The 23627-nt window shown below is 70.1% G+C and carries 18 protein-coding genes; all 18 read right to left on the reverse strand.

Going from position 1 to position 23627, the window contains the following annotated elements; all coding sequences use genetic code 11:
• Positions 1-2 precede the first annotated feature (2 nt).
• Positions 3-848 (reverse strand): 30S ribosomal protein S3, encoded by an 846-nt coding sequence (rpsC, locus tag ACFC2L_RS00250; protein WP_375822265.1) that lies wholly within the window; start codon positions 846-848, stop codon positions 3-5.
• Positions 848-1219, reverse strand: a complete 372-nt coding sequence (gene rplV, locus ACFC2L_RS00255) for a 50S ribosomal protein L22 (protein ID WP_021479879.1) — start codon at positions 1217-1219, stop codon at positions 848-850. The genes rpsC and rplV overlap by 1 nt, the downstream gene beginning before the upstream one ends.
• A 58-nt stretch (positions 1220-1277) precedes the next feature.
• The gene (gene rpsS, locus ACFC2L_RS00260) at positions 1278-1559 is read right to left on the reverse strand and encodes a 30S ribosomal protein S19 (RefSeq protein WP_021479878.1); all 282 of its coding nucleotides are present in this window, start codon (positions 1557-1559) and stop codon (positions 1278-1280) included.
• A gap of 15 nt (positions 1560-1574) precedes the next feature.
• A complete protein-coding gene (gene rplB, locus ACFC2L_RS00265; RefSeq protein ID WP_047233812.1) occupies positions 1575-2411 on the reverse strand; it encodes a 50S ribosomal protein L2 in 837 nt (278 codons plus the stop codon).
• Positions 2412-2442: 31 nt separating this feature from the next.
• Positions 2443-2733, reverse strand: a complete 291-nt coding sequence (rplW, locus tag ACFC2L_RS00270) for a 50S ribosomal protein L23 (protein ID WP_021479876.1) — start codon at positions 2731-2733, stop codon at positions 2443-2445.
• Positions 2730-3434 carry a 50S ribosomal protein L4 gene (gene rplD, locus ACFC2L_RS00275; protein ID WP_047233829.1) on the reverse strand — a complete coding sequence of 235 codons (705 nt, stop codon included), beginning with the start codon at positions 3432-3434 and terminating at the stop codon, positions 2730-2732. The genes rplW and rplD overlap by 4 nt, the downstream gene beginning before the upstream one ends.
• Positions 3435-3439: 5 nt before the next feature.
• On the reverse strand, positions 3440-4102 hold the full coding sequence (gene rplC / locus ACFC2L_RS00280) for a 50S ribosomal protein L3 (RefSeq protein WP_375822266.1): 663 nt from the start codon (positions 4100-4102) through the stop codon (positions 3440-3442).
• A gap of 14 nt (positions 4103-4116) precedes the next feature.
• Positions 4117-4425, reverse strand: a complete 309-nt coding sequence (rpsJ, locus tag ACFC2L_RS00285; protein WP_012867945.1) for a 30S ribosomal protein S10 — start codon at positions 4423-4425, stop codon at positions 4117-4119.
• A 516-nt stretch (positions 4426-4941) separates the two neighbouring features.
• Entirely contained in the window at positions 4942-6138 is a 1197-nt protein-coding gene (gene tuf / locus ACFC2L_RS00290; RefSeq protein WP_375822267.1) for an elongation factor Tu, read from the reverse strand.
• A gap of 127 nt (positions 6139-6265) precedes the next feature.
• Positions 6266-8368 carry an elongation factor G gene (gene fusA, locus ACFC2L_RS00295; RefSeq protein ID WP_375822268.1) on the reverse strand — a complete coding sequence of 701 codons (2103 nt, stop codon included), beginning with the start codon at positions 8366-8368 and terminating at the stop codon, positions 6266-6268.
• A 117-nt stretch (positions 8369-8485) separates the two neighbouring features.
• On the reverse strand, positions 8486-8956 hold the full coding sequence (gene rpsG, locus ACFC2L_RS00300) for a 30S ribosomal protein S7 (RefSeq protein WP_047233808.1): 471 nt from the start codon (positions 8954-8956) through the stop codon (positions 8486-8488).
• Positions 8956-9330, reverse strand: a complete 375-nt coding sequence (gene rpsL, locus ACFC2L_RS00305; RefSeq protein ID WP_021479869.1) for a 30S ribosomal protein S12 — start codon at positions 9328-9330, stop codon at positions 8956-8958. Before rpsL ends, rpsG begins: the two co-directional genes overlap by 1 nt.
• A 456-nt stretch (positions 9331-9786) precedes the next feature.
• Positions 9787-13668, reverse strand: coding sequence for a DNA-directed RNA polymerase subunit beta' (locus ACFC2L_RS00310; protein ID WP_375822269.1), 3882 nt, complete (start codon positions 13666-13668; stop codon positions 9787-9789).
• Positions 13669-13783: 115 nt separating this feature from the next.
• Positions 13784-17296 (reverse strand): DNA-directed RNA polymerase subunit beta, encoded by a 3513-nt coding sequence (rpoB, locus tag ACFC2L_RS00315; protein ID WP_375822270.1) that lies wholly within the window; start codon positions 17294-17296, stop codon positions 13784-13786.
• A gap of 524 nt (positions 17297-17820) precedes the next feature.
• A complete protein-coding gene (gene rplL, locus ACFC2L_RS00320) occupies positions 17821-18210 on the reverse strand; it encodes a 50S ribosomal protein L7/L12 (protein WP_021483444.1) in 390 nt (129 codons plus the stop codon).
• A gap of 114 nt (positions 18211-18324) precedes the next feature.
• Entirely contained in the window at positions 18325-18855 is a 531-nt protein-coding gene (rplJ, locus tag ACFC2L_RS00325; protein ID WP_021483443.1) for a 50S ribosomal protein L10, read from the reverse strand.
• Between the two features lie 286 nt (positions 18856-19141).
• Entirely contained in the window at positions 19142-21709 is a 2568-nt protein-coding gene (locus ACFC2L_RS00330) for a CHAT domain-containing protein (RefSeq protein WP_375822271.1), read from the reverse strand.
• Between the two features lie 8 nt (positions 21710-21717).
• Positions 21718-23523 (reverse strand): S8 family serine peptidase, encoded by a 1806-nt coding sequence (locus tag ACFC2L_RS00335; protein WP_375822272.1) that lies wholly within the window; start codon positions 23521-23523, stop codon positions 21718-21720.
• Positions 23524-23627: the final 104 nt, after the last annotated feature.

Here is a 23627-nt window from a genome sequence, read left to right on the forward strand (position 1 = left end):
ACTCAGGCCTCCGTTCCAGTCTCAGGGGCCTTCGCCTCCGCGGCAGGAGCGGACTGCTCAGCCGCGGCCGGCGCCTCGGACCCGGAGGTCCGCTCGCCCGAACGCTCGGGACGACGGCCACCACCACGACGGTCGCCGCCACGCTCACCGCGCGGGCCGCCACGGCCCTGGCGCGGAGCGGCCGTGGCCTGCTGCGCGGCGAACTCCTTCTCGGTGACGTCGCCCTTGTAGATCCAGACCTTCACGCCGATGCGGCCGAAGGTCGTGCGGGCCTCGAAGAAGCCGTAGTCGATGTATGCGCGGAGCGTGTGCAGCGGCACACGACCCTCGCGGTAGAACTCCGACCGGCTCATCTCCGCGCCGCCGAGGCGGCCGGAGACCTGCACGCGGATGCCCTTGGCACCGGCGCGCTGGGCCGACTGGATGCCCTTGCGCATCGCACGACGGAACGAGACGCGGCTCGCGAGCTGCTCGGCGATGCCCTGGGCGACGAGCTGCGCGTCCGTCTCGGCGTTCTTCACCTCGAGGATGTTGAGCTGCACCTGCTTGCCGGTGAGCTTCTCGAGCTCGCCGCGGATGCGGTCCGCCTCGGCGCCGCGGCGACCGATGACGATGCCGGGGCGCGCCGTGTGGATGTCCACGCGGACGCGGTCACGGGTGCGCTCGATCTCGACCTTGGAGATGCCTGCGCGCTCGAGACCGGTGCTCATGAGCTTGCGGATCTGGACGTCCTCGCGGACGTAGTCGCGGTACCGCTGTCCGGGCTTGGTGCTGTCGGCGAACCAGCGCGACCGGTGGTCGGTGGTGATGCCGAGGCGGTACCCGTGCGGGTGAACCTTCTGTCCCACTATCGGGCACTTCCCTTCGTGTTCTCACGCGGAGCGACGACCACGGTGATGTGGCTGGTGCGCTTGAGGATGCGGTTCGCACGGCCCTGGGCCCGCGGGCGGAAACGCTTGAGGGTCGGGCCCTCGTCGACGAACGCCTCACGCACGACGAGCTCCTGCTCCTCGAACGCCTCGCTCGCACGGTCTGCCTTCACCCGGGCGTTCGCGATGGCGCTCTCCACGACCTTGCGGACGGGCTCGCTCGCCGCCTGCGGTGCGAACTTCAGCACCGCGACGGCCTCGGAGGCCTGCTTGCCACGGATGAGGTCCACGACGCGCCGGGCCTTCTGGGGCGTGACACGGACGAACCGCGCCTGCGCCTTGGCTTCCATTGCTGTCCTGCCTTCTTGTCTCTTGACCGTCCAGGTCGTCACCAGACTGACCCGGGGGTCAGCGGCGACGACCCTTCTTGTCGTCCTTCACGTGGCCGCGGAAGGTCCGCGTGGGAGCGAACTCGCCGAGCTTGTGGCCGACCATCGACTCGGTGACGAACACCGGCGTGTGCTTGCGACCGTCGTGCACGGCGAACGTGTGACCGAGGAAGTCGGGCGTGATGACCGACCGACGGGACCAGGTCTTGATGACGTTCTTGGTCCCCTTCTCGTTCTGAGCGTCCACCTTCTTCTGCAGGTGGTCGTCGACGAAGGGGCCCTTCTTCAGGCTACGAGGCATGTCTCCAGGCTCCTATCAGCGCTTCTTGCCGGTACGGCGACGACGCACGATCAGCTTGTCGCTCGGCTTGTTGGGACGGCGGGTACGACCCTCCGGCTGGCCCCACGGGCTCACCGGGTGGCGACCACCGGAGGTCTTGCCCTCACCACCACCGTGCGGGTGGTCGATCGGGTTCATGGCGACACCACGGACGGTCGGGCGCTTGCCCTTCCAGCGCATGCGGCCGGCCTTGCCCCAGTTGATGTTCGACTGCTCGGCGTTGCCCACCTCGCCGACCGTCGCGCGGCAGCGCAGGTCGACGTTGCGGATCTCGCCGGAGGGCATGCGCAGCTGCGCGTACGGCCCGTCCTTGGCGACGAGCTGCACCGACGCACCGGCCGAGCGGGCGATCTTCGCGCCGCCACCGGGCTTGAGCTCGATGGCGTGGATGACCGTACCGGTCGGGATGTTGCGCAGCGGCAGGTTGTTGCCGGGCTTGATGTCCGCGCCCGCGCCGTTCTCGACGACGTCGCCCTGCTTGAGCTTCGCCGGCGCGATGATGTAGCGCTTCTCGCCGTCCGCGTAGTGCAGGAGCGCGATGCGCGCCGTGCGGTTGGGGTCGTACTCGATGTGCGCGACCTTGGCGGGCACGCCGTCCTTGTCGTGACGACGGAAGTCGATCACGCGGTACGCACGCTTGTGGCCACCACCCTTGTGACGGGTGGTGATCCGGCCGGAGCTGTTGCGGCCGCCGCTCTTCGAGAGCGGGCGGACCAGAGACTTCTCCGGCTGCGAGCGCGTGATCTCGGCGAAGTCGGCGACGCTCGCGCCGCGGCGGCCGGGCGTCGTCGGCTTGTACTTACGGATTCCCATGGGGATCTGTCCTCAATCTGCTCTCGTCGGCTCAGCCGAAGATGTCGATCGTGCCCTCGCGGAGGGTGACGATCGCACGCTTGGTGTCCTTGCGCTTGCCCAGGCCGAAACGCGTGCGACGCGTCTTGCCCTTGCGGTTGATCGTGTTCACCGAGGCCACCTTGACCGAGAAGATCTGCTCGACGGCGATCTTGATCTCGGTCTTGTTGGCCCGCGGGTCGACGACGAACGTGTACTTGCCCTCGTCGAGCAGGCCGTAGCTCTTCTCGGAGACGACCGGCGCGAGGATCACGTCACGGGGGTCCTTGGTCACGGTGGTCACTTCGCGGCCTCCTCGGCAGCAGTCTCGTCCGCCTCGGTGGAGGTGGCGACGGCCTTCGCGGAGCGACCCGTGGCCGGGCCCGCCAGGAACGCGTCGAGCGCGCCCTGCGTGAAGACGACGTCGTCGGAGACGAGCACGTCGTAGGTGTTGAGCTGGTCGGCCACCAGGAGGTGGACCTGCTCGACGTTCCGCAGCGACTTGATCGTCAGCTCGTCGCCACGCTCGGTGACGACGAGGACGTGCTTGCGCTCGGAGAGCTTGGCGAGCGTCGAGACGGCGGTCTTGGTCGACGGCAGGCCGTCGACGCCGAAGCCGGTCACGACGTGGACACGGCCGTTGCGGGCGCGGTCCGAGAGGGCACCGCGGAGCGCGGCGGCCTTCATCTTCTTGGGCGTCCGCTGGTCGTACGAGCGCGGCGTCGGGCCGTGGACGGTGCCACCGCCGGCGAACTGCGGCGCACGGGTCGAACCCTGGCGGGCGCGGCCGGTGCCCTTCTGCTTGTACGGCTTGCGACCACCACCGCGGACCTCGCCGCGGCTCTTGGTGTCGTGGGTGCCCTGGCGTGCAGCGGCACGCTGGGCGACGACGACCTGGTGGATCAACGGGACGTTGAGCTCGACGTCGAACACCTCGGCGGGGAGCTCGGCGGTGCCGGCCTTCTTGCCCTTGGGGTCCAGCACGTCAACGGTCAGAGCGGACATGGTGTTCACGCTCCCTTCGCGGCGCTGCGCACGAGGACGACGCCGCCCTTGGGGCCGGGAACCGCGCCCTTGACGAGCAGCAGACCCTTCTCGGCGTCGACCGCGTGGACGGTCAGGTTCTGGGTGGTCTGGCGGGCGTTGCCCATGCGACCGGCCATGCGCAGGCCCTTGAACACGCGCGACGGGGTCGAGGCCCCACCGATCGAGCCCGGCTTGCGGTGGTTGCGGTGCGCACCGTGCGAGGCGCCCACGCCGGCAAAGCCGTGGCGCTTCATGACACCGGCGGTGCCCTTGCCCTTGGTCGTGCCCACGACGTCGACCACGGCGCCGGCCTCGAAGGCCTCCGCGGTGATCTCCTGGCCGAGCGAGTACTCGGCGGCGTCGGTGGTGCGGACCTCGGCGACGTGACGGCGCGGCGTGACGCCGGCCTTCTCGAAGTGGCCCTTGAGCGGCTTCGTGACCTTGCGCGGGTCGATCTGGCCGTAGGCGAGCTGCACGGCGGCGTACCCGTCGGCGTCGGCCGTGCGCACCTGCGTCACGACGTTCGTCCCGACGGCGACGACGGTCACGGGCACGAGGCGACCGGCCTCGTCCCAGAGCTGCGTCATCCCGAGCTTCGTGCCGAGCACCGCGGTGACCGGGCGCGCGTTCTGCTGGGGAATAGTCATGATGTCCTCCAGCCTCAGAGCTTGATCTCGATGTTCACGTCCGCAGGCAGGTCGAGACGCATGAGCGAGTCGACGGCCTTCGGCGTGGGATCGATGATGTCGATCAGCCGCTTGTGCGTGCGCATCTCGAAGTGCTCGCGGCTGTCCTTGTACTTGTGAGGCGACCGGATGACGCAGAAGACGTTCTTCTCCGTCGGCAGCGGCACCGGACCCACGACCGTTGCACCAGCGCGCGTCACCGTGTCGACGATCTTGCGCGCCGAGCTGTCGATGACCTCGTGGTCGTAGGACTTGAGCCGGATGCGGATCTTCTGTCCCGCCATGGCGTCGTCTGACTCTCTCTCTCGAACCGCTAGCTGTCCGACCCCCGCGCTCGGGCGTGTCGCGTAGTCGCGACGCACCTGGGCGCACGCGCCGAGAGACGCAGGGCCGTTGGATATGTGGACCGGCGTCCGCACCGTGCTGACGCACGGCTCCGCGGAGCGGACCACAACGTTTGTGCGAGCCTGGCCGGAACGTGTGTTCCGCGGGGTACTCGATCCATGGCGACAGAGAGCTCAACCCGCAGACCCGGGACGAGGTCCCGGGGTCCTGGCCCTCCTCGGGAGGACCGGTTCAACACACTGTTCGACACGTGAAAGAGCGCACCCGTAACAGGCAACCTGAACAGTCTGCCACACGAAGGCCGCCCGGGCCAAGTCGAGACCGGGGCGGGTGCTGTGACGGTCACCGCAGGGGTGACCGCGGCGTCACCGCACAGGGCGGCGGACCGCAGGCCGAAGGCCCGGCCCCGCGGACGGGACCGGGCCTTCGACGAGTGCTGCGGAGGCAGCGTCAGATCACTTGATGATCTTGGTGACGCGGCCCGAGCCGACGGTGCGGCCACCCTCACGGATGGCGAAGCCGAGGCCCTCCTCCATGGCGATCGGCTGGATGAGCTCGACCGTCATCTCGGTGTTGTCGCCGGGCATGACCATCTCGGTGCCCTCGGGCAGCGTGATGACGCCGGTGACGTCCGTGGTCCGGAAGTAGAACTGCGGACGGTAGTTCGAGTAGAACGGGTTGTGGCGGCCACCCTCGTCCTTGCCCAGGATGTAGACCTGCGCCTCGAAGTTGGTGTGCGGGGTGATCGAGCCCGGCTTGACGACGACCTGGCCGCGCTCGACGTCCTCGCGCTTGATGCCGCGCAGGAGCAGACCGGTGTTGTCGCCGGCCTGAGCCTGGTCCATCTGCTTGTGGAACGTCTCGATGCCCGTGACCGTGGTCTTCTGGGGCGAGCGGATGCCGACGATCTCGACGTCCGAGTTGAGGTCGAGCGTGCCACGCTCCACCTTGCCGGTGACGACGGTGCCACGACCGGTGATCGTGAAGACGTCCTCGACGGGCATGAGGAACGGCTTGTCGAGCTCGCGGACGGGCTCCGGGACGTTCTCGTCCACGGCCTCCATGAGCTCGATGATCTTCGCGGTCCACTCGGGGTCGCCCTCGAGCGCCTTGAGACCCGACACGCGCACGACCGGCGCGTTGTCGCCGTCGAACTCCTGCGAGGAGAGGAGCTCGCGCACCTCCATCTCGACGAGCTCGAGGATCTCCTCGTCGTCGACCATGTCGGACTTGTTCAGCGCGACGAGCAGGTACGGCACGCCGACCTGGCGGGCGAGCAGGACGTGCTCGCGCGTCTGGGCCATCGGGCCGTCGGTCGCGGCGACCACCAGGATCGCGCCGTCCATCTGGGCGGCACCGGTGATCATGTTCTTGATGTAGTCGGCGTGACCCGGGGCGTCGACGTGCGCGTAGTGGCGCTTCGGCGTCTCGTACTCGATGTGCGCGATGTTGATCGTGATACCGCGCTGCTTCTCCTCGGGAGCCGCGTCGATCTCGTCGAAGTTGCGCTGCGTGTTCGCCGGCAGGTCCGGGTACGTGTCCGCGAGCGTCTTCGAGATCGCCGCCGTGAGCGTCGTCTTACCGTGGTCGACGTGACCGATGGTGCCGACGTTGACGTGCGGCTTGGTCCGCTCGAACTTGGCCTTAGCCACTGGGGTCCTCCTGGGACTTGGGTAGATGTGCCGAACGTTGCGAATGTCGACCGAGAGATCTTACATCCGCGGGGCGTTGCGGTTTCCTACAGGTTGATGGTTGTGCGGGTCTTCGACCTGTGGGGACTCACTCGCCCCGGGTCTTCTTGATGATCTCTTCGGCAACGTTCCGAGGAACCTCGGCGTAGCTGTCGAACTGCATCGAGTACACCGCGCGACCCTGGGTCTTGGACCGGAGGTCACCGATGTACCCGAACATCTCTGACAACGGTACTTGTGCCCGGACGACCTTCACACCCGTCGCGTCCTCCATGGACTGGATCATTCCACGACGTGAGTTCAGGTCGCCGATGACGTCGCCCATGTACTCCTCGGGCGTACGCACCTCGACCGCCATCACCGGCTCCAGCAGAACCGGGTCCGCCCGCTTGACGCCCTCCTTGAGGACCATCGAGCCGGCGATCTTGAACGCCATCTCCGAGGAGTCGACCTCGTGGTAGGCGCCGTCGAGCAGGGTCGCCTTGACCCCGACCAGCGGGAAGCCGGCGAGCACGCCGAGCTCCATCGCGGACTGGATGCCGGCGTCGACGCTCGGGATGTACTCGCGCGGGATGCGACCACCGGTGACGGCGTTGGAGAACTCGTAGAGCTCGCCCTCGGCCGTGTCGAGCGGCTCGAAGGTCACCTGGACCTTCGCGAACTGCCCGGACCCACCGGTCTGCTTCTTGTGCGTGTAGTCGATCTTCTCCGCCTTGCGACGGATCGTCTCGCGGTACGCGACCTGCGGCTTGCCGACGTTCGCCTCGACCTTGAACTCGCGACGCATGCGGTCGACGAGGATGTCGAGGTGGAGCTCGCCCATGCCGCCGATGACGGTCTGGCCGGTCTCGTCGTCCAGCTTGACGCGGAAGGTCGGGTCCTCCTCGGCGAGCTTCTGGATCGCCGTGGAGAGCTTCTCCTGGTCGGCCTTCGTCTTCGGCTCGATCGCGACGTCGATGACGGGCTCCGGGAAGCTCATCGACTCGAGGATCACCGGGTTCGCCATGTCGCTCAGCGTGTCACCGGTGGTCGTGTCCTTGAGGCCGATGACCGCGTAGATGTGACCGGCGCTCGCCTCGTCGACCGGGTTCTCCTTGTTGGAGTGCATCTGGAAGATCTTGCCGACGCGCTCCTTCTTGCCCTTGGTCGAGTTCGCGACCTGCTGGCCGGGCTCGACGCGGCCCGAGTACACGCGCACGTACGTGAGCTTGCCGAAGAACGGGTGCGCCGCCACCTTGAACGCGAGCGCGGAGAACGGCTCCGAGGCGTCGGGGTGACGCTGGACGACCTTCTCCTCGTCCTTCGGGTCGTGACCGTCGATGGCCGGCACGTCGAGGGGCGACGGCAGGTAGTCGATGACCGCGTCGAGCATGGGCTGGACGCCCTTGTTCTTGAACGCGGAGCCGCACAGGACCGGGAACGCCTCGCCCGCGATGACGAGCTTGCGGATGCCGGCCTTGAGCTCGGCGATCGTCAGCTCCTCGCCGCCGAGGTACTTCTCGAGCAGCTCCTCGTCGGCCTCGGCGACGGCCTCGACGAGCTCGCTGCGGTACTGCTGGGCCTTCTCGACCAGGTCCGCGGGGATCTCCTCGGTGTCGTACGCCTCGCCGAGCTGGGTCTCCCCGTGCCAGACGAGCGCCTTCATCTCGAGCAGGTCCACGACACCGGTGAAGTCGCTCTCGGCCCCGATCGGGAGCTGGATGACCAGCGGCTTCGCCTTGAGGCGGTTGATGATCGTGTCGACGGTGAAGTAGAAGTCCGCGCCGAGCTTGTCCATCTTGTTGACGAAGCAGATGCGCGGGACGTTGTACTTGTCCGCCTGGCGCCACACCGTCTCCGACTGCGGCTCGACACCCTCCTTGCCGTCGAAGACGGCGACGGCGCCGTCGAGCACGCGCAGGGAGCGCTCGACCTCGACCGTGAAGTCGACGTGGCCGGGCGTGTCGATGATGTTGATCTGGTTCTTGTTCCAGTAGCACGAGACGGCGGCGGACGTGATCGTGATGCCGCGCTCCTTCTCCTGCTCCATCCAGTCGGTCGTGGACGCGCCGTCGTGCGTCTCGCCGAGCTTGTAGTTCACACCCGTGTAGAACAGGATGCGCTCGGTGGTCGTGGTCTTCCCGGCATCGATGTGGGCCATGATGCCGATGTTGCGGACCTTGCTCAGGTCGGTCAGCACGTCAAGTGCCACGGTCTGCTTCCCTCGTTAGATGGGTTGAGTCGGGGGCGCTGCTCGGACCGGGATGACCGGCCTCGGACCCGCCGACAGCCCCGGGGACGCTCCGGTCCCCGGGGCCCGTCGTGCGGACTACCAGCGGTAGTGGGCGAAGGCCTTGTTGGACTCCGCCATCTTGTGCATGTCCTCGCGGCGCTTGACCGCGGCGCCGAGGCCGTTGCTGGCGTCGAGGATCTCGTTCATGAGGCGCTCCGTCATCGACTTCTCGCGACGCGCGCGCGAGTAGTCCGTGAGCCAGCGCAGCGCGAGCGTCGTGGCGCGCGCGGGGCGCACCTCGACCGGCACCTGGTAGGTCGCACCACCGACGCGGCGCGAGCGGACCTCGAGCGCGGGGCGGACGTTCTCGAGCGCACGCTTGAGGACGACGACGGGGTCGCCGTCCGTCTTCGCCCGGACGCCCTCGAGGGCGCCGTAGACGATCGACTCGGCGGTGGACTTCTTGCCGTCGAGCAGCACCTTGTTGATGAGCTGCGTGACGACGGGCGACCCGTAGACGGGGTCGACGATGAGCGGCCGCTTCGGGGCCGGGCCCTTGCGAGGCATCAGCTCTTCTCCTTCTTGGCGCCGTAGCGGGAGCGGGCCTGCTTGCGGTTCTTCACGCCCTGCGTGTCGAGCGCGCCGCGCACGATCTTGTAGCGCACACCCGGGAGGTCCTTCACACGACCGCCGCGCACGAGCACGATGGAGTGCTCCTGGAGGTTGTGGCCGACGCCGGGGATGTAGGCCGTGACCTCGACCTGGGAGGAGAGCTTCACGCGAGCGACCTTGCGCAGCGCGGAGTTCGGCTTCTTCGGGGTGGTGGTGTACACGCGCGTGCACACACCGCGCCGCTGCGGGGAACCCTTGAGGGCGGGGGTCTTCGACTTCCCCACCTTCGAGGTCCGCCCCTTGCGGACGAGCTGCTGGATCGTAGGCACTACGTCTCCGTGTCTTCTCGAGCTACCGGGGCTATCCCCGATGGTGGTCGTGCTGGCTGCTGGAGCCGATCGCACGAGGCACCCGCAGCGCGAGACACGCTGCAGCAGCCACCTACCACCGGCTCGATGGTCCGTCCCCCGCCTGCGGGCACGAGGGCGCCGCGAGGACCGGGATCCGGAGTGCCCGGGCACTCACATCGGCCCGTCCGGAGCCCGCTGCGCGGAGGTGGGAGCGATCGCTCGCTGACACCGCCCCGCCAGGGACATCACGGAGGGCCCGACGGCGCGGGCACGGTTTACCAGGTTACCCGCCCCTCGACAAGTAGTCAAAGGAGCAGGTCACCGCCCGCCGGAGGCGGGCGGTGCACTCCCCCAGGACGCCGGACGGGTGCCGCGCCCGCGCCCCGCACCGAGGTGCGGGGCGCCGGCGGGCACCCGTCCGGCAGCGAAGTGACGTCAGCGGTAGTCGCCGAAGTCCAGGTCCTCGAGCGGGATCGCCTCGCCGGAGCCCATGCCGAGCGCCGGGAAGTCGATCTCGTCGTAGCCGAAGCTCGGGTAGAGCTCCGTCTTCGCCTGCTCGGTCGGCTCGACCTGGACCTTGGTGTACCGGGGCAGACCGGTACCGGCCGGGATGAGCTTACCGATGATGACGTTCTCCTTGAGGCCGAGGAGCGGGTCGCGACGACCGCTCATCGACGCCTCGGTGAGCACGCGCGTCGTCTCCTGGAAGGAGGCCGCCGACAGCCACGAGTCCGTCGCGAGCGACGCCTTCGTGATGCCCATCAGCTCGGGACGGCCGGAGGCCGGCTGGCCACCCTCCGCCACCGCGCGACGGTTCGCGTCCTCGAAGCGGCCGCGCTCGGCGAGCTCGCCCGGCAGGAGGTGCGAGTCGCCCGAGTCGAGCACGGTCACGCGACGCAGCATCTGCCGCACGATGACCTCGATGTGCTTGTCGTGGATGTCCACGCCCTGGGAGCGGTAGACCTCCTGGACCTCGTCCACCAGGTGCTTCTGCGTGGCGCGCGGGCCGAGGATGCGCAGGACCTTCTTGGGGTCCACCGCACCCTGGACGAGCTGCGTGCCGACCGCGACGTGGTCGCCGTCCTGCACGAGCAGGCGGGCACGCTTGGTCACCGGGTACGCGATCTCCTCCGAGCCGTCGTCCGGCGTGAGGACGAGACGGCGCGAGCGCTCCGCGTCGTCGATCGCGATGCGGCCCGAGAACTCCGCGATGGGCGCCTCACCCTTGGGGGTGCGGGCCTCGAAGAGCTCCGTGACACGCGGCAGACCCTGCGTGATGTCGTCCGCGGACGCCACACCACCGGTGTGGAACGTACGCATCGTCAACTGGGTGCCGGGCTCACCGATCGACTGGGCGGCGATGATGCCGACGGCCTCGCCGATGTCGACGAGCTTGCCCGTGGCGAGCGAGCGCCCGTAGCACTTGGCGCACGTGCCGACGCGCGACTCGCACGTGAGGACCGAGCGGACCTTGGCCTCACGGACGCCCGCGGAGACCGCGGCGTCGATGAGGACGTCGCCCGCGTCGTCGCCGGCCTTGCCGACGACGTTCCCGTCCGGGTCGACCAGGTCGGCCGCGAGGGTGCGCGAGTAGACGCTCGTCTCCACCTTCGGGTGACGCACGAGCTTGCCCGCGAGCTCCTCCGCGATCGGCAGCGTCAGGCCGCGCTCCGTGCCGCAGTCCTCCTCGCGGACGATGACGTCCTGCGACACGTCCACGAGACGACGCGTGAGGTAGCCCGAGTCGGCGGTCCGCAGCGCGGTGTCCGCCAGACCCTTGCGGGCCCCGTGCGTCGCGATGAAGTACTCGAGGACGGACAGGCCCTCGCGGTAGTTGGACTTGATCGGGCGCGGGATGATCTCGCCCTTCGGGTTCGCCACGAGGCCGCGCATGCCGGCGATCTGGCGGACCTGCATCCAGTTACCACGAGCACCGGAGCCGACCATGCGGTACACGGTGTTGCGGTCGTTCGCCTCGAGGTTCTCGCGCATGACGGAGGCGACCTTGTCCGTCGCCTGGGTCCAGATCTCGATGAGCTCCTGACGGCGCTCGTCGTCCGTGATGAGACCACGGTCGTACTGCTGCTGGACCTTGAGCGCGCGCTCCTCGTGCTGCTCGAGGATCTCCGCCTTCGCCGCCGGGGTGGCGACGTCGGAGATCGCGATCGTGACGCCCGAGCGGGTCGCCCAGCGGAAGCCGGCGGCCTTCAGCGCGTCGAGCGACGCCGCGACCTCGACCTTCGGGTAGCGCTCCGCGAGCTCGTTGACGATCGCCGAGAGGCGCTTCTTGTCGACCACCGAGTTCACGTACGGGTAGTCGACGGGGAGCGTCTCGTTGAACAGCGCGCGACCGAGCGTGGTGTCGAAGAGGATCGGCTGACCCTCCTCCCAGCCCTCGGGAGCCTCGAAGCCGGAGACCGGCGGGACGAGGTCCGTCGTGCGGATCTTCACCTGGGCGTTGAGGTCCAGGGTGCCCTGGTCGAACGCCATGATCGCCTCGGCCACCGAGCCGAACGCGCGGCCCTCGCCCTCGGCGCCCTCGCGGTCGCTCGTCAGGTGGTACAGACCGATGATCATGTCCTGCGAGGGCATGGTCACCGGACGGCCGTCCGACGGCTTGAGGATGTTGTTGCTCGAGAGCATGAGGATGCGGGCCTCGGCCTGCGCCTCCGCGCTCAGGGGCAGGTGGACGGCCATCTGGTCGCCGTCGAAGTCCGCGTTGAACGCGGCGCAGACGAGCGGGTGCAGGTGGATCGCCTTGCCCTCGACGAGCTGCGGCTCGAACGCCTGGATGCCCAGGCGGTGCAGCGTCGGCGCACGGTTGAGCAGCACGGGGTGCTCCGTGATGACCTCTTCGAGCACGTCCCACACGACCGGGCGGGCACGCTCGACCATGCGCTTGGCGCTCTTGATGTTCTGCGCGTGGTTGAGGTCCACGAGCCGCTTCATGACGAACGGCTTGAACAGCTCGAGCGCCATCTGCTTCGGCAGGCCGCACTGGTGCAGCTTGAGCTGCGGGCCGACGACGATGACCGAACGGCCCGAGTAGTCGACGCGCTTGCCGAGCAGGTTCTGACGGAAACGACCCTGCTTGCCCTTGAGCATGTCCGAGATGGACTTGAGCGGGCGGTTGCCCGGGCCCGTGACCGGACGACCACGACGGCCGTTGTCGAACAGCGAGTCGACGGCCTCCTGGAGCATCCGCTTCTCGTTGTTGACGATGATCTCCGGCGCGCCCAGGTCGAGCAGACGCTTGAGGCGGTTGTTCCGGTTGATCACGCGGCGGTACAGGTCGTTCAGGTCGCTCGTCGCGAAGCGGCCACCGTCGAGCTGCACCATCGGGCGCAGGTCCGGCGGGATGACCGGGACGGCGTCGAGCACCATGCCCGTGGGCGAGTTCGTCGTGGTGAGGAACGCGTTGACGACCTTGAGGCGCTTGAGGGCACGCGTCTTGCGCTGCCCCTTGCCCGAGCGGATGGTCTCGCGCAGGGACTCGGCCTCCGCCTCCAGGTCGAAGTCCTGGAGACGCTTCTGGATCGCCGCGGCGCCCATCGAGCCCTCGAAGTAGGTGCCGTAGCGGTCCTGGAGGGCGCGGTACAGCATCTCGTCGCCCTCGAGGTCGGCGACCTTGAGGTTCTTGAAGCGGTCCCACACCTGGTCGAGGCGGTCGAGCTGGGCGTCCGCGCGCTTGCGGATCTGCGCCATCTCGCGCTCGGCCGAGTCGCGGACCTTGCGGCGCGCGTCGGCCTTGGCACCCTCGGCCTCGAGCTCGGCCAGGTCGGCCTCGAGCTTCTGCGCGCGGGAGTTGATGTCGTTGTCGCGGGCGTCCGCGATCTCCTTCTTCTCCAGGTCGATCTCGTTCTGGAGGTTGGGGAGGTCTTCCTGGCGACCCTCGTCGTCGACCGACGTGATCATGTACGCCGCGAAGTAGATGACCTTCTCCAGGTCCTTCGGGGCGAGGTCGAGCAGGTAGCCGAGGCGCGACGGCACACCCTTGAAGAACCAGATGTGCGTGACGGGCGCGGCGAGCTCGATGTGGCCCATGCGCTCACGACGCACCTTCGAGCGCGTCACCTCGACGCCGCAGCGCTCGCAGATGATGCCCTTGAAGCGCACGCGCTTGTACTTGCCGCAGTAGCACTCCCAGTCCCGGGTGGGGCCGAAGATCTTCTCGCAGAAGAGGCCGTCCTTCTCGGGCTTGAGGGTGCGGTAGTTGATGGTCTCGGGCTTCTTCACCTCTCCGTGCGACCACGCACGGATGTCGTCGGCCGTGGCCAGGCCGATACGCAGCTCGTCGAAGACGTTGACGTCGAGCAAGTTGTCCTACTTCCTTCGTCTGCCGGGACCGGCCGGGGCCGGTGCCGACGCCATAAAGACGGTTGGTGCGGGGTCGTCGGCGGGAGCGGGGTGACCCGCTCCCGCCTGCCCGAGATCAGATCTCGTCGACGCTGGACGCCGCGTTGGGGCGGCGCGACAGGTCGATGCCGAGCTCTTCTGCTGCGCGGTACACGTCGTCGTCCGACTCCCGCATCTCGATGGACACGCCGTCGCTCGAGAGCACCTCGACGTTCAGGCACAGCGACTGCATCTCCTTGAGGAGGACCTTGAAGGACTCCGGGATGCCCGAGTCGGGGATGTTCTCGCCCTTGACGATCGCCTCGTAGACCTTGACGCGGCCGGGGACGTCGTCCGACTTGATGGTGAGGAGCTCCTGGAGCGTGTAGGCCGCGCCGTACGCCTCGAGGGCCCACACTTCCATCTCGCCGAAGCGCTGACCGCCGAACTGCGCCTTACCACCCAGCGGCTGCTGCGTGATCATCGAGTACGGGCCGGTCGAGCGCGCGTGGATCTTGTCGTCGACCAGGTGGTGGAGCTTGAGGATGTACATGTAGCCCACCGACACGGCCTCGGGGAACGGCTCGCCGGAGCGGCCGTCGAAGAGGCGCGCCTTGCCGTCGGCGCCGACCATGCGGTCGCCGTCGCGGTTCGGGATCGTCGTCGAGAGCAGGCCCGTGAGCGCGTCCTCGTGGACGCCGTCGAACACCGGGGTGGCGACAGGGCGACCGGGCTCGGACGTCGCGGCGATCTCCGGGACGTTCTCCCGCCAGGAGAGGTCCTTGCCGTCGGCGAGGGAGATGTCCCAGCCCTGCTTCGCGACCCACCCGAGGTGCGTCTCGAGGACCTGGCCGACGTTCATACGACCGGGGACGCCCAGCGGGTTGAGGACGACGTCGACCGGCGTCCCGTCCGCGAGGAACGGCATGTCCTCGACGGGCAGGATCTTGGAGATGACGCCCTTGTTGCCGTGACGGCCGGCCAGCTTGTCGCCGTCCGTGATCTTGCGGCGCTGCGCGATGTAGACGCGCACGAGCTGGTTCACGCCCGCGGGCAGCTCGTCGCCGTCCTCGCGGTTGAACTCGCGCACGCCGATGACCGTGCCGGACTCGCCGTGGGGCACCTTGAGGGACGTGTCGCGCACCTCGCGCGCCTTCTCGCCGAAGATCGCGCGGAGCAGGCGCTCCTCCGGGGTCAGCTCGGTCTCGCCCTTCGGGGTGACCTTGCCGACCAGGACGTCGCCCGCGCCGACCTCGGCGCCGATGCGGATGATGCCGCGCTCGTCGAGGTCCGCGAGCACGTCCTCGGAAACGTTCGGGATGTCCCGCGTGATCTCCTCCGGGCCGAGCTTGGTGTCGCGCGCGTCGACCTCGTGCTCCTCGATGTGGATCGAGGAGAGCACGTCGTCCTGCACGAGACGCTGGCTGAGGATGATCGCGTCCTCGTAGTTGTGGCCCTCCCACGACATGAACGCCACGAGGAGGTTGCGGCCGAGCGCGAGCTCGCCCTCGTCGGTCGCCGGGCCGTCCGCGAGGACGGAGCCGGGCTCGACGCGCTGGCCCTCGTCGACGAGCACGCGCTGGTTGTAGCTCGTGCCCTGGTTGGAGCGGCGGAACTTCGCGATGCGGTAGCTGCCGGTCGTGCCGTCGTCGTTCGCGACGAGCACGAGGTCGGCCGAGACCTCGGTGACGACACCGGGCTTCGACGCGACGACGACGTCGCCCGCGTCGACGGCCGCGCGCCACTCCATGCCGGTCCCGACGAGCGGGGCCTCGGAGCGCACCAGCGGCACGGCCTGGCGCTGCATGTTCGCGCCCATGAGGGCGCGGTTCGCGTCGTCGTGCTCGAGGAACGGGATGAGCGCCGTCGCGACCGAGACCATCTGGCGCGGCGAGACGTCCATGTAGTCGACCTGCGCGCCGGGCACGATCTCGACCTCGCCACCCTTGGTGCGCACGAGCACGCGCTCGTCCGCGAAGGAGCCGTCGGCGTTGAGCACCTGGTTCGCCTGCGCGATGACGTGACGGTCCTCGTCGTCGGCCGTGAGGTAGACGACCTCGTCCGTGACCTTGCCCGCCGACACCTTGCGGTACGGCGTCTCGATGAAGCCGAACGGGTTGATCCGCCCGTACGACGCGAGCGAGCCGATCAGACCGATGTTCGGACCCTCAGGGGTCTCGATCGGGCACATGCGGCCGTAGTGCGACGGGTGGACGTCACGGACCTCCATGCCGGCGCGGTCGCGCGACAGACCACCCGGGCCGAGGGCCGAGAGACGACGCTTGTGCGTCAGGCCCGCGAGCGGGTTGTTCTGGTCCATGAACTGCGAGAGCTGCGACGTGCCGAAGAACTCGCGGATGGACGCCACGACCGGGCGGATGTTGATGAGCGTCTGCGGCGTGATCGCCTCGACGTCCTGCGTCGTCATGCGCTCGCGCACGACGCGCTCCATCCGGGACAGGCCCGTGCGGACCTGGTTCTGGATGAGCTCGCCGACGGCGCGGATGCGACGGTTGCCGAAGTGGTCGATGTCGTCCGTCTCGACGCGCACCTCGACGGCCTCGCCGTTCCGGGTGCCCGGGATGGACGCGTGGTCGGCGTGCAGGGCCGCGAGGTACTTGATCGTCGCGACGACGTCCGAGACGGAGAGCGTGGAGTCCGTGAGCGGCGCGTCGATGCCGAGCTTCTTGTTCGCCTTGTAGCGGCCGACCTTCGCGAGGTCGTAGCGCTTCGGGTTGAAGTAGAAGTTCTCGAGCAGCGCGCGGCCGGCCTCGACGGTCGGCGGCTCGCCCGGGCGGATCTTGCGGTACAGGTCGACGAGGGCCTCGTCCTGGGTGTGGACGTGGTCCTTCTCGAGCGTGTCGAGCACCGACGGGAAGTCGGCGAACTGCTCGCGGATCTCCGACTCGGTCAGGCCGAGCGCCTTGAGCAGCACCGTGACGGACTGCTTGCGCTTGCGGTCGACGCGCACGCCGACGGCGTCGCGCTTGTCGATCTCGAACTCGAGCCAGGCGCCGCGCGACGGGATGATCTTCGCGGAGAAGATGTCCTTGTCGCTCGTCTTGTCGGCCGCGCGCTCGAAGTAGACGCCGGGCGAGCGGACGAGCTGGGAGACGACGACGCGCTCGGTGCCGTTGATGATGAAGGTGCCGCGCTCGGTCATGAGCGGGAAGTCGCCCATGAAGACCGTCTGGCTCTTGATCTCACCGGTGTTGTAGTTGACGAACTCCGCGGTGACGAAGAGCGGCGCGGCGTACGTGAAGTCCTTCTCCTTGCACTCGTCGGCCGTGTACTTCGGCGGCTCGAATCGGTGGTTGGAGAACGACAGCGACATCGAGGACCCGAAGTCCTCGATCGGGGAGATCTCCTCGAAGATCTCCTCGAGACCCGACGTCGAGGGCACGTCCTGGCGGCCGGCCGCGGCCGCGGCGGCGACACGCGCCTGCCACGCCTCGTTGCCGAGGAGCCAGTCGAAGCTCTCGGTCTGGAGGCCCAGCAGGTCGGGGACCTCGAGGGGCTCGTAGATCTTGGCGAAGGAGAGGCGACGCGATGCGGTGCGGTTCGCGATGGCGTCGGCGGTCGGAGCAGAAGGGGTGCGCGAGGCAGCCAAGAGGGGTCCTTCCCTGCAGATCGAAAGAACGCTGCACCGCCGGGCTGGACACGATCACCGCCGCCACGACACCTCGCGGACGCGCACGTACGTCGACAAGGGGGTCGGGGGTATTTGAGATCGGGGGCACAGGACAGCGCAAAGCGTGAGCATAGCCCACAACGCATCGCAACACAACCCCGGGGCGTGCGGACCCCGCCCGGAACCGGACGCCTGAGCGTCCCACCGGTACTCGCGCGGGCCTCGTCGCCCGCCTCCGACCCGTCTCGCGGGTCGCGAACCTGCTGCCGTCGACCTCGCTGTCCTGCGTCGTCGACCCGCACATGGTGGCACACTCGTGGCCGTTCCGTGAAGCCGGTGCGCCCGCCCGGGCGCCCGACGCCGTGCACGCCCAGCGCTGCGCCGCGCTCCCCCGCCCGCTCACGCCGTCGGGCGGCGAGAACGACGACGAGGCCCGCACCCCGGGTGGGGTGCGGGCCTCGTGCGGCGTGCTGACCGGTCCCGTCAGGACGGGACCGGCGAGATCACTTGAGGGTGACCGTGGCGCCGGCGCCCTCGAGGGCAGCCTTGGCCTTCTCGGCCGTCTCCTTGTTCGCGCCCTCCAGGACCGGCTTCGGGGCACCGTCCACGAGGTCCTTGGCCTCCTTCAGGCCGAGGGACGTGAGCGCGCGCACCTCCTTGATGACCTGGATCTTCTTGTCGCCGGCGGCCTCGAGGATGACGTCGAACTCGTCCTTCTCCTCCTCGGCCGGGGCGTCGCCCGAGCCACCCGCGGGGGCGGCGACCGCGACGGCGGCGGGGGCGGCGGCGGTGACCTCAAAGGTCTCCTCGAAGGCCTTCACGAACTCGTTGAGCTCGATGAGGGTGAGCTCCTTGAACTGCTCGATGAGCTCGTCGGTGCTGAGCTTCGCCATGATGGCGTTCCTTTCGGTCGGTGCTCGGCAGCGGCCCGGTGCGGGCCTGCCAGAAGCGGGGTGTGTGCTTGCGCTGCGTGGATCACGGGACCGGGGCGAGCCCCGGGCGCGGGATCAGGCGGCAGCGCCCTCCGATTCCTGCTTCTGACGCAGGGCATCGATGACGCGGGCGGCCTGGGCGGTGTTCGCGGTGAAGACGTAGGCAGCCTGGAAGAGCTTGGCCTTCATCGCGCCGGCCGCCTTGGCCAGCAGGACCTCGCGGGACTCGAGGTCCGCGAGCTTCGTGACCTCCGCGGCGGTCAGGGGGCGCCCGTCGAGGACACCGCCCTTGATGACCAGCGCGGGGTTCGCCTTGGCGAAGTCACGCAGACCCTTGGCAGCCTCGACCGGGTCCCCGGTGACGAAGGCGATTGCCGACGGGCCCTGCAGGTCGGCGTCGAGTCCCTCGACACCGGCCTCCTTGGCCGCGATGGCGGTCAGCGTGTTCTTCACCACGGCGTAGGTTGCGTTGCCGCTGAGCGACCGACGCAGCTGCTTGAGCTGCGCGACGGTGAGCCCGCGGTACTCGGTCAGCACGGCAGCGTTCGAGTCGCGGAACTTGTCCGAGATCTCGGCGACTGCGGCTGCCTTGTCCGGCCTCGCCATGGCAATCCTTCCGGTGGTGGTACCACCGGCGTCCGTCCCGGAACGAGAAAGAGCCCCGCGCAGGCGCGGGGCTCGTGGTCGCACGCGCGGCGGGGCCGGGCGGACGTCGTCGATTCGCTACCTGCGCTGGCCTCCACCTCGTGGTGGGACTTCGGTCCGTCACGTCCTGCAGACGGAGTCTGCGGGCAGCGTCGGACGACCGGCGGTCTTGGGTACACGCTCATCGTACGGGACGACGGCGTGTGCTCCAAACCGCGGCCGCCACGTCGGGCGCTCCCCCTCGCGGTCAGAGCACCAGCGGCCCGAAGCACACGAGCGGGACGGGCTCGGGCTCGTCCGCGACCGCGCGGGCGAGCGCCGTCCCCGGCATGGCGCCGTCACGCAGCTCGGCGTGGAGCGAGGGCATGACGCGCGCGGCGACGTCGTCGCGCAGCGGGGCGACGCTCGCGACCACCGCTCGCGCGCCCAGCCGCAGCAGCACGCTCGTCAGGCCGAGGGACTCGCCGCCGATGCGCGGCGTCGAGAGCCCCACCTCGCACGCCGAGAGGACCACGACCACACCGTGCAGGTCGATCCCGTCCAGCTCGTGCGCGAACAGCGGGCCGTCGGCGAGCCGCAGCGAGGAGAAGAGCGGGTTGTCGGTCTCGTGCGTCCCGTGCGCCGCGAGGTGGACCACCCCGGCGCTCCGGAGGCCCTCGACCACCGCCTCGCACGTGGCGTCCTCGCCCGCGAGGGCCTCGGAGCCCTCCCAGACCGACGCGACGAGCTTGGCCTCGGCGCCCGAGAACCGCAGCCCGGGGCCAGCGACGACGAGCGCCTCGTCGGCACGCCGCGTCGGGTCCCCGACCCGCAGGTCCACCCACGAGTTCGCCCACGTCCGCCGGCCCCGCCGCGAGGGCAGCGAGGCCCACGGGAGCGCGAGCAGCAGGTCGCGCGCGGCGAGGTGCAGGTCGCCGTCGGCCCCCAGGGGAACGACGAGGGCGTCGTCGAGCGCGGTCAGGGCGCGGGTGAGCGACCCGACGGCCGCCTCCCGCATCGGGACGGGGATGAGCACGTTCGAGAGCACCGCGAAGTCGGCCCGGGCGCGGCGCACCTGCTCCGCGACCGTCGCGCGCGGGGCGAGCCGCACGAGCCGCGTCCCCGCCGCGGACACGCGGACGGCGAGCACGTCGTCGCCCTCGACCACGAGGTCGGCGACGACGGCGTCGGAGCCCGCCGCGGCGAGGGCGGCCCGGAGCCGGCGCTCCGTCGTGGCCAGCGGGGTGGCTGCCTCTCCCCCGTGCTGCCAGGCGCGGCGCCGCGCGTCGTCCTGCAGCCGACGCGCCGACCGCAGGTGGTCCTGGCGACGGGCGAGGTGCGAGGGGTCCGAGGGCGCGCCGAGCGCGCGGGCGGCCTCGACCTCGCGGCGCGCCGCGGCGAGGAGGTCCGCGAGGACCGGGTCCGACGGCGGTCGCACGCGGCCGGTGCCCGCGAACGCCGCGCGACCCCGCTCGACCGCGTCGAAGATCGTCCCCGGGCGCCGCGTCCGCAGCGCCGCCTCCACGTCCACGTTGCCGAGCCGGACCCCGTGCACGGCCGACGCCGTCACCGCGTCCACGGAGCCGAGCCGCGCGCGGTGCTCGGCGAGGGCCGACTGCCCGCGCCGCACGGCCCGCACGCCGCCACGGCGGTCCCCGGCCGCGAACGCGAGCTGGGCGAGCACGGCCTCGTGCTGCAGCCGCACGGGCAGCGGGGCGCGGTCGAGCCGCCCGGGAACCTGCGCCAGGACGTCCTGTGCGGCGGGCACGTCCCCCGCGGTCACGAGCCACTCGGCGGCGAGGAGCTGGGCCGGGATCGTCACGCCGAGGCCGGCAGCTCCGCCGAGCGCCTCGCCCTCGCGCGCGAGGTCGAGCGCCCAGCCGGCGTGCCGCCGTGCCGTCGTCCGCGTCACGCCGTCCGACCGGTGCTCCGCGAGCGCCGCCTGCAGCTCGGCGACGCGGGCGCGCAGCATCCACGGGGCGTTCCCCAGCCGGTCGAACCGGCGCGACGCCGACCGGGCCAGTCGGCGGGCGTCGGCGTAGCGGCGCAGGCCGAGCACGACGCGCGACCGCACCAGCTCGACCTCGGCGAGGTCGCGCAGCATGCGGTAGCGCGAGAGGTGCTCGCGCGCCTCGCGCAGCGCGTCGTCGGCCTCGGTCAGCAGCCCGGCGTCGAGCAGCACCTGGGCGCGGTCGATCAGGCCGACCGCGGCGTGCCGGTCCGGCGCCTGGTCAGCGGCCTCGTCCATCGCACGCAGCGCGACCGGGAGATCGCCACGGAGGTACTCCGCGTACCCGAGGTTGTGGCGCGCCTTGGAGACGAGGAGGTCGTCCCCGAGCGCGACGCCCCGGCGCACGGCGTCGTCCAGGTCGCGGCTCGCTCCCTCGGCGTCGCCGAGCTCGAGCCGCAGCGACCCGAGGTTCAGCATGAGCACCGCGGCGTCGAGCGGGCGCGCGTCGTCGACGCCCGTGGCCGCCTCCTCCATCTCGACGAGCGCCTCCCGCACGTCGCCCGTCCGCAGCCGGAGGAGCCCGCGCTGGGCGCGCACGACGAACTGCAGGTCGTACATGCCCAGGGCGGCCCCGCGCTCCTCGAGGAGCGCGAGCCGCCCGAGCGCGTCATCCAGCGACCCGGACAGCTCGAACTCCGCGACGGCGCGACTCATGCCTGCCCGGGCGGCCACGTACACGGCCTCGCGAGTCGCCCCGTCCCCCTGCGCCTCGACCTCGGCGACGATCTCCTCGAAGGCACGGATCGCGCGCCGGTGGCGCCCACGGGCGTTCGTCGCCTGTGCGGCCGCCAGGCGGGACTCGAGCACCGCCTGGTTGCTGACCACTCATCACCTCATGCGTCGTCACCCGGGGTCGGGACCAGACCCGTCGCCAGGGTAATGGACGGCCACAGCCAGGCGCAGCGCTCGGGCGCACCCCGGCCCGGGTCCACCACACCGGGCGCGGTCGGATCGTCGGCGATGCGGTCGAGCAGCGTGGCCGCCAGCTCACCGGCGAGCACAGGTGCGGCGAAGGACGTCCCGCTCCACGTGGCGAACCCGCCCTGGAAGCCCTCAGGGTCGATCGTCGCGCGGAATCCCGGGCCCCACAGCTCGCGCACGTGCCGGGACGGCGCGACAGCGCCGTCGATGGTCCGCGGGATGGTCGAGACCAACGAGGCACCGGGCCGGGTGCACGTGATCCACGGACCGTCGTTGCTGAAGAGCGACACCGTCCCGTCCGGGTTCTGGGCTCCTACGGCGAGCACCGGCGGCTCGTCCTCGGGGAGAGCGACCCCGTCGAACGGGACGGGCGGGCTCACCTTCCGGTCGATGCGCGGGGCGAACGCGGCCGGGTAGGTCGGCCGGGTCTGCCCGTCGTTGCCCGACGAGACGACGACGATGACCCCGTAGCGACGGAGCGCTCGGATGAGCGCTCCGAACGGGGCGTCGAAGTCGGCGTCCTCGGGACGCTCGTGGTAGTAGCCGAGCGAGAGCACCAGGACGTCGATCGGCGCGTAGCCGTCGCGGCCCGTCAGCCCGAGGACGTGCCAGAGCAGCAGCCTCCGCAGCGAGCGGAGGAGCTCCCGCTCGGGGACGACCCCCGACCCTCCGTAGAGACGCGGGGCGAGGATGACGGCGTCCGGGCAGAGCTGGTGGACGAGGCCCGCGATGAAGGTCCCGTGCCCGGCCACGGCATCGAGCGGCCCGGTGAGCGGCGAGACCGAGACGCCTCCGATCTCGGGATCCTCGTACGGGTACTCCGTCGGGGGGAGGGTGGAGAGGGGCTGCCCGAGGAGCTCCGGGTCGCGCACGACGACCGTCCCCCGCGTCTCCAGGTCGTCGTCGAACCACGGGTGCTCGCCCACGCCGGTGTCGAGCACCGCGACGACAGGACGCCGCACCCCGTCGCCCGACACGTAGGGGTTCGCGCCGGCGGGAAGCCTGCGCCGCGGCACCGGGCCGATCCAGCTCACCGGTGTCCGTCCGCCGGATCCCGGCACGGCGTACTCCGCGGTCCCCGCACCGAGCGACTGCGTGTACGGCAACGGCTGCGTGTACGGCAACGGCTGGGTGTACGGCAACGGCTGCGTGTACGGCAACGGCTGCGTGTACGGCAGCGGCTGCGTGTACGGGAACGGCTGTGTGTAGGGCTGGCCGCCGATGAACGGCGTCGGCGCGATCATGTGGTCCAGAGCGAGCCGCGGGCTGCACCCGTCGTCGGGGCACAGCCGCCCGCGCAGCTCCTCGATCAGCCCCCAGGCGTCGGGGAGCGCGCCCTGGCGGTCGTCGCGGTAGTGCAGACGCACGGAGTAGCCGAAGGTCTTGAGCAGGTCGCGCGTCGTCTCGGGGTCGAGGTCGGCCTCGCGTACGAGCTCGGCGTCCTCGATGCTCTCCTCCTGCACCTCGACCCGCAGCCCCCGGTCGGCCGCCGCGCGCTCGAGCCACCGGAGCGAGCGGTTGCCCTCGCGGTCGAACGGCGACTCGGGGATGAGGATGCGGTCCCCGACGTACCACGTCGGGTGCGGGGACTGCTTTCCCGCGCGGCGCGGTGCGCTGACCGGGTCGATCGTGCGCGTGCGCCACTGGAGCCGGTTCGGCCTGTCGCCGTAGTAGCCGGGGCCGGTCACGTCGACGGGGGGTTCGGGGGTCTCGCTCACGTGCTCCTCCTCGAGGGATGTCGTTCAGTCGGTGCCGCGGGCGTCGACGTCGACGGGCGCGGCGCGCGCACGGGTGCGCGGAAGGGGTGGGGTCGAGACGGCGT

The organism is Cellulosimicrobium sp. NPDC055967, from assembly GCF_042269845.1.
Lineage (GTDB): Bacteria > Actinomycetota > Actinomycetes > Actinomycetales > Cellulomonadaceae > Cellulosimicrobium.

Coding starts and splice junctions, on each gene's coding strand:
- rplD (WP_047233829.1), bottom strand. CDS start 3,434: ATGTCCGCTCTGACCGTTGACGTGCTGGACCCCAAGGGCAAGAAGGCC.
- rpsS (WP_021479878.1), bottom strand. CDS start 1,559: ATGCCTCGTAGCCTGAAGAAGGGCCCCTTCGTCGACGACCACCTGCAG.
- rplC (WP_375822266.1), bottom strand. CDS start 4,102: ATGACTATTCCCCAGCAGAACGCGCGCCCGGTCACCGCGGTGCTCGGC.
- rplV (WP_021479879.1), bottom strand. CDS start 1,219: ATGGAAGCCAAGGCGCAGGCGCGGTTCGTCCGTGTCACGCCCCAGAAG.
- rplL (WP_021483444.1), bottom strand. CDS start 18,210: ATGGCGAAGCTCAGCACCGACGAGCTCATCGAGCAGTTCAAGGAGCTC.
- rpsG (WP_047233808.1), bottom strand. CDS start 8,956: ATGCCTCGCAAGGGCCCGGCCCCGAAGCGGCCGCTCATCGTCGACCCC.
- rplJ (WP_021483443.1), bottom strand. CDS start 18,855: ATGGCGAGGCCGGACAAGGCAGCCGCAGTCGCCGAGATCTCGGACAAG.
- rplB (WP_047233812.1), bottom strand. CDS start 2,411: ATGGGAATCCGTAAGTACAAGCCGACGACGCCCGGCCGCCGCGGCGCG.
- rpsJ (WP_012867945.1), bottom strand. CDS start 4,425: ATGGCGGGACAGAAGATCCGCATCCGGCTCAAGTCCTACGACCACGAG.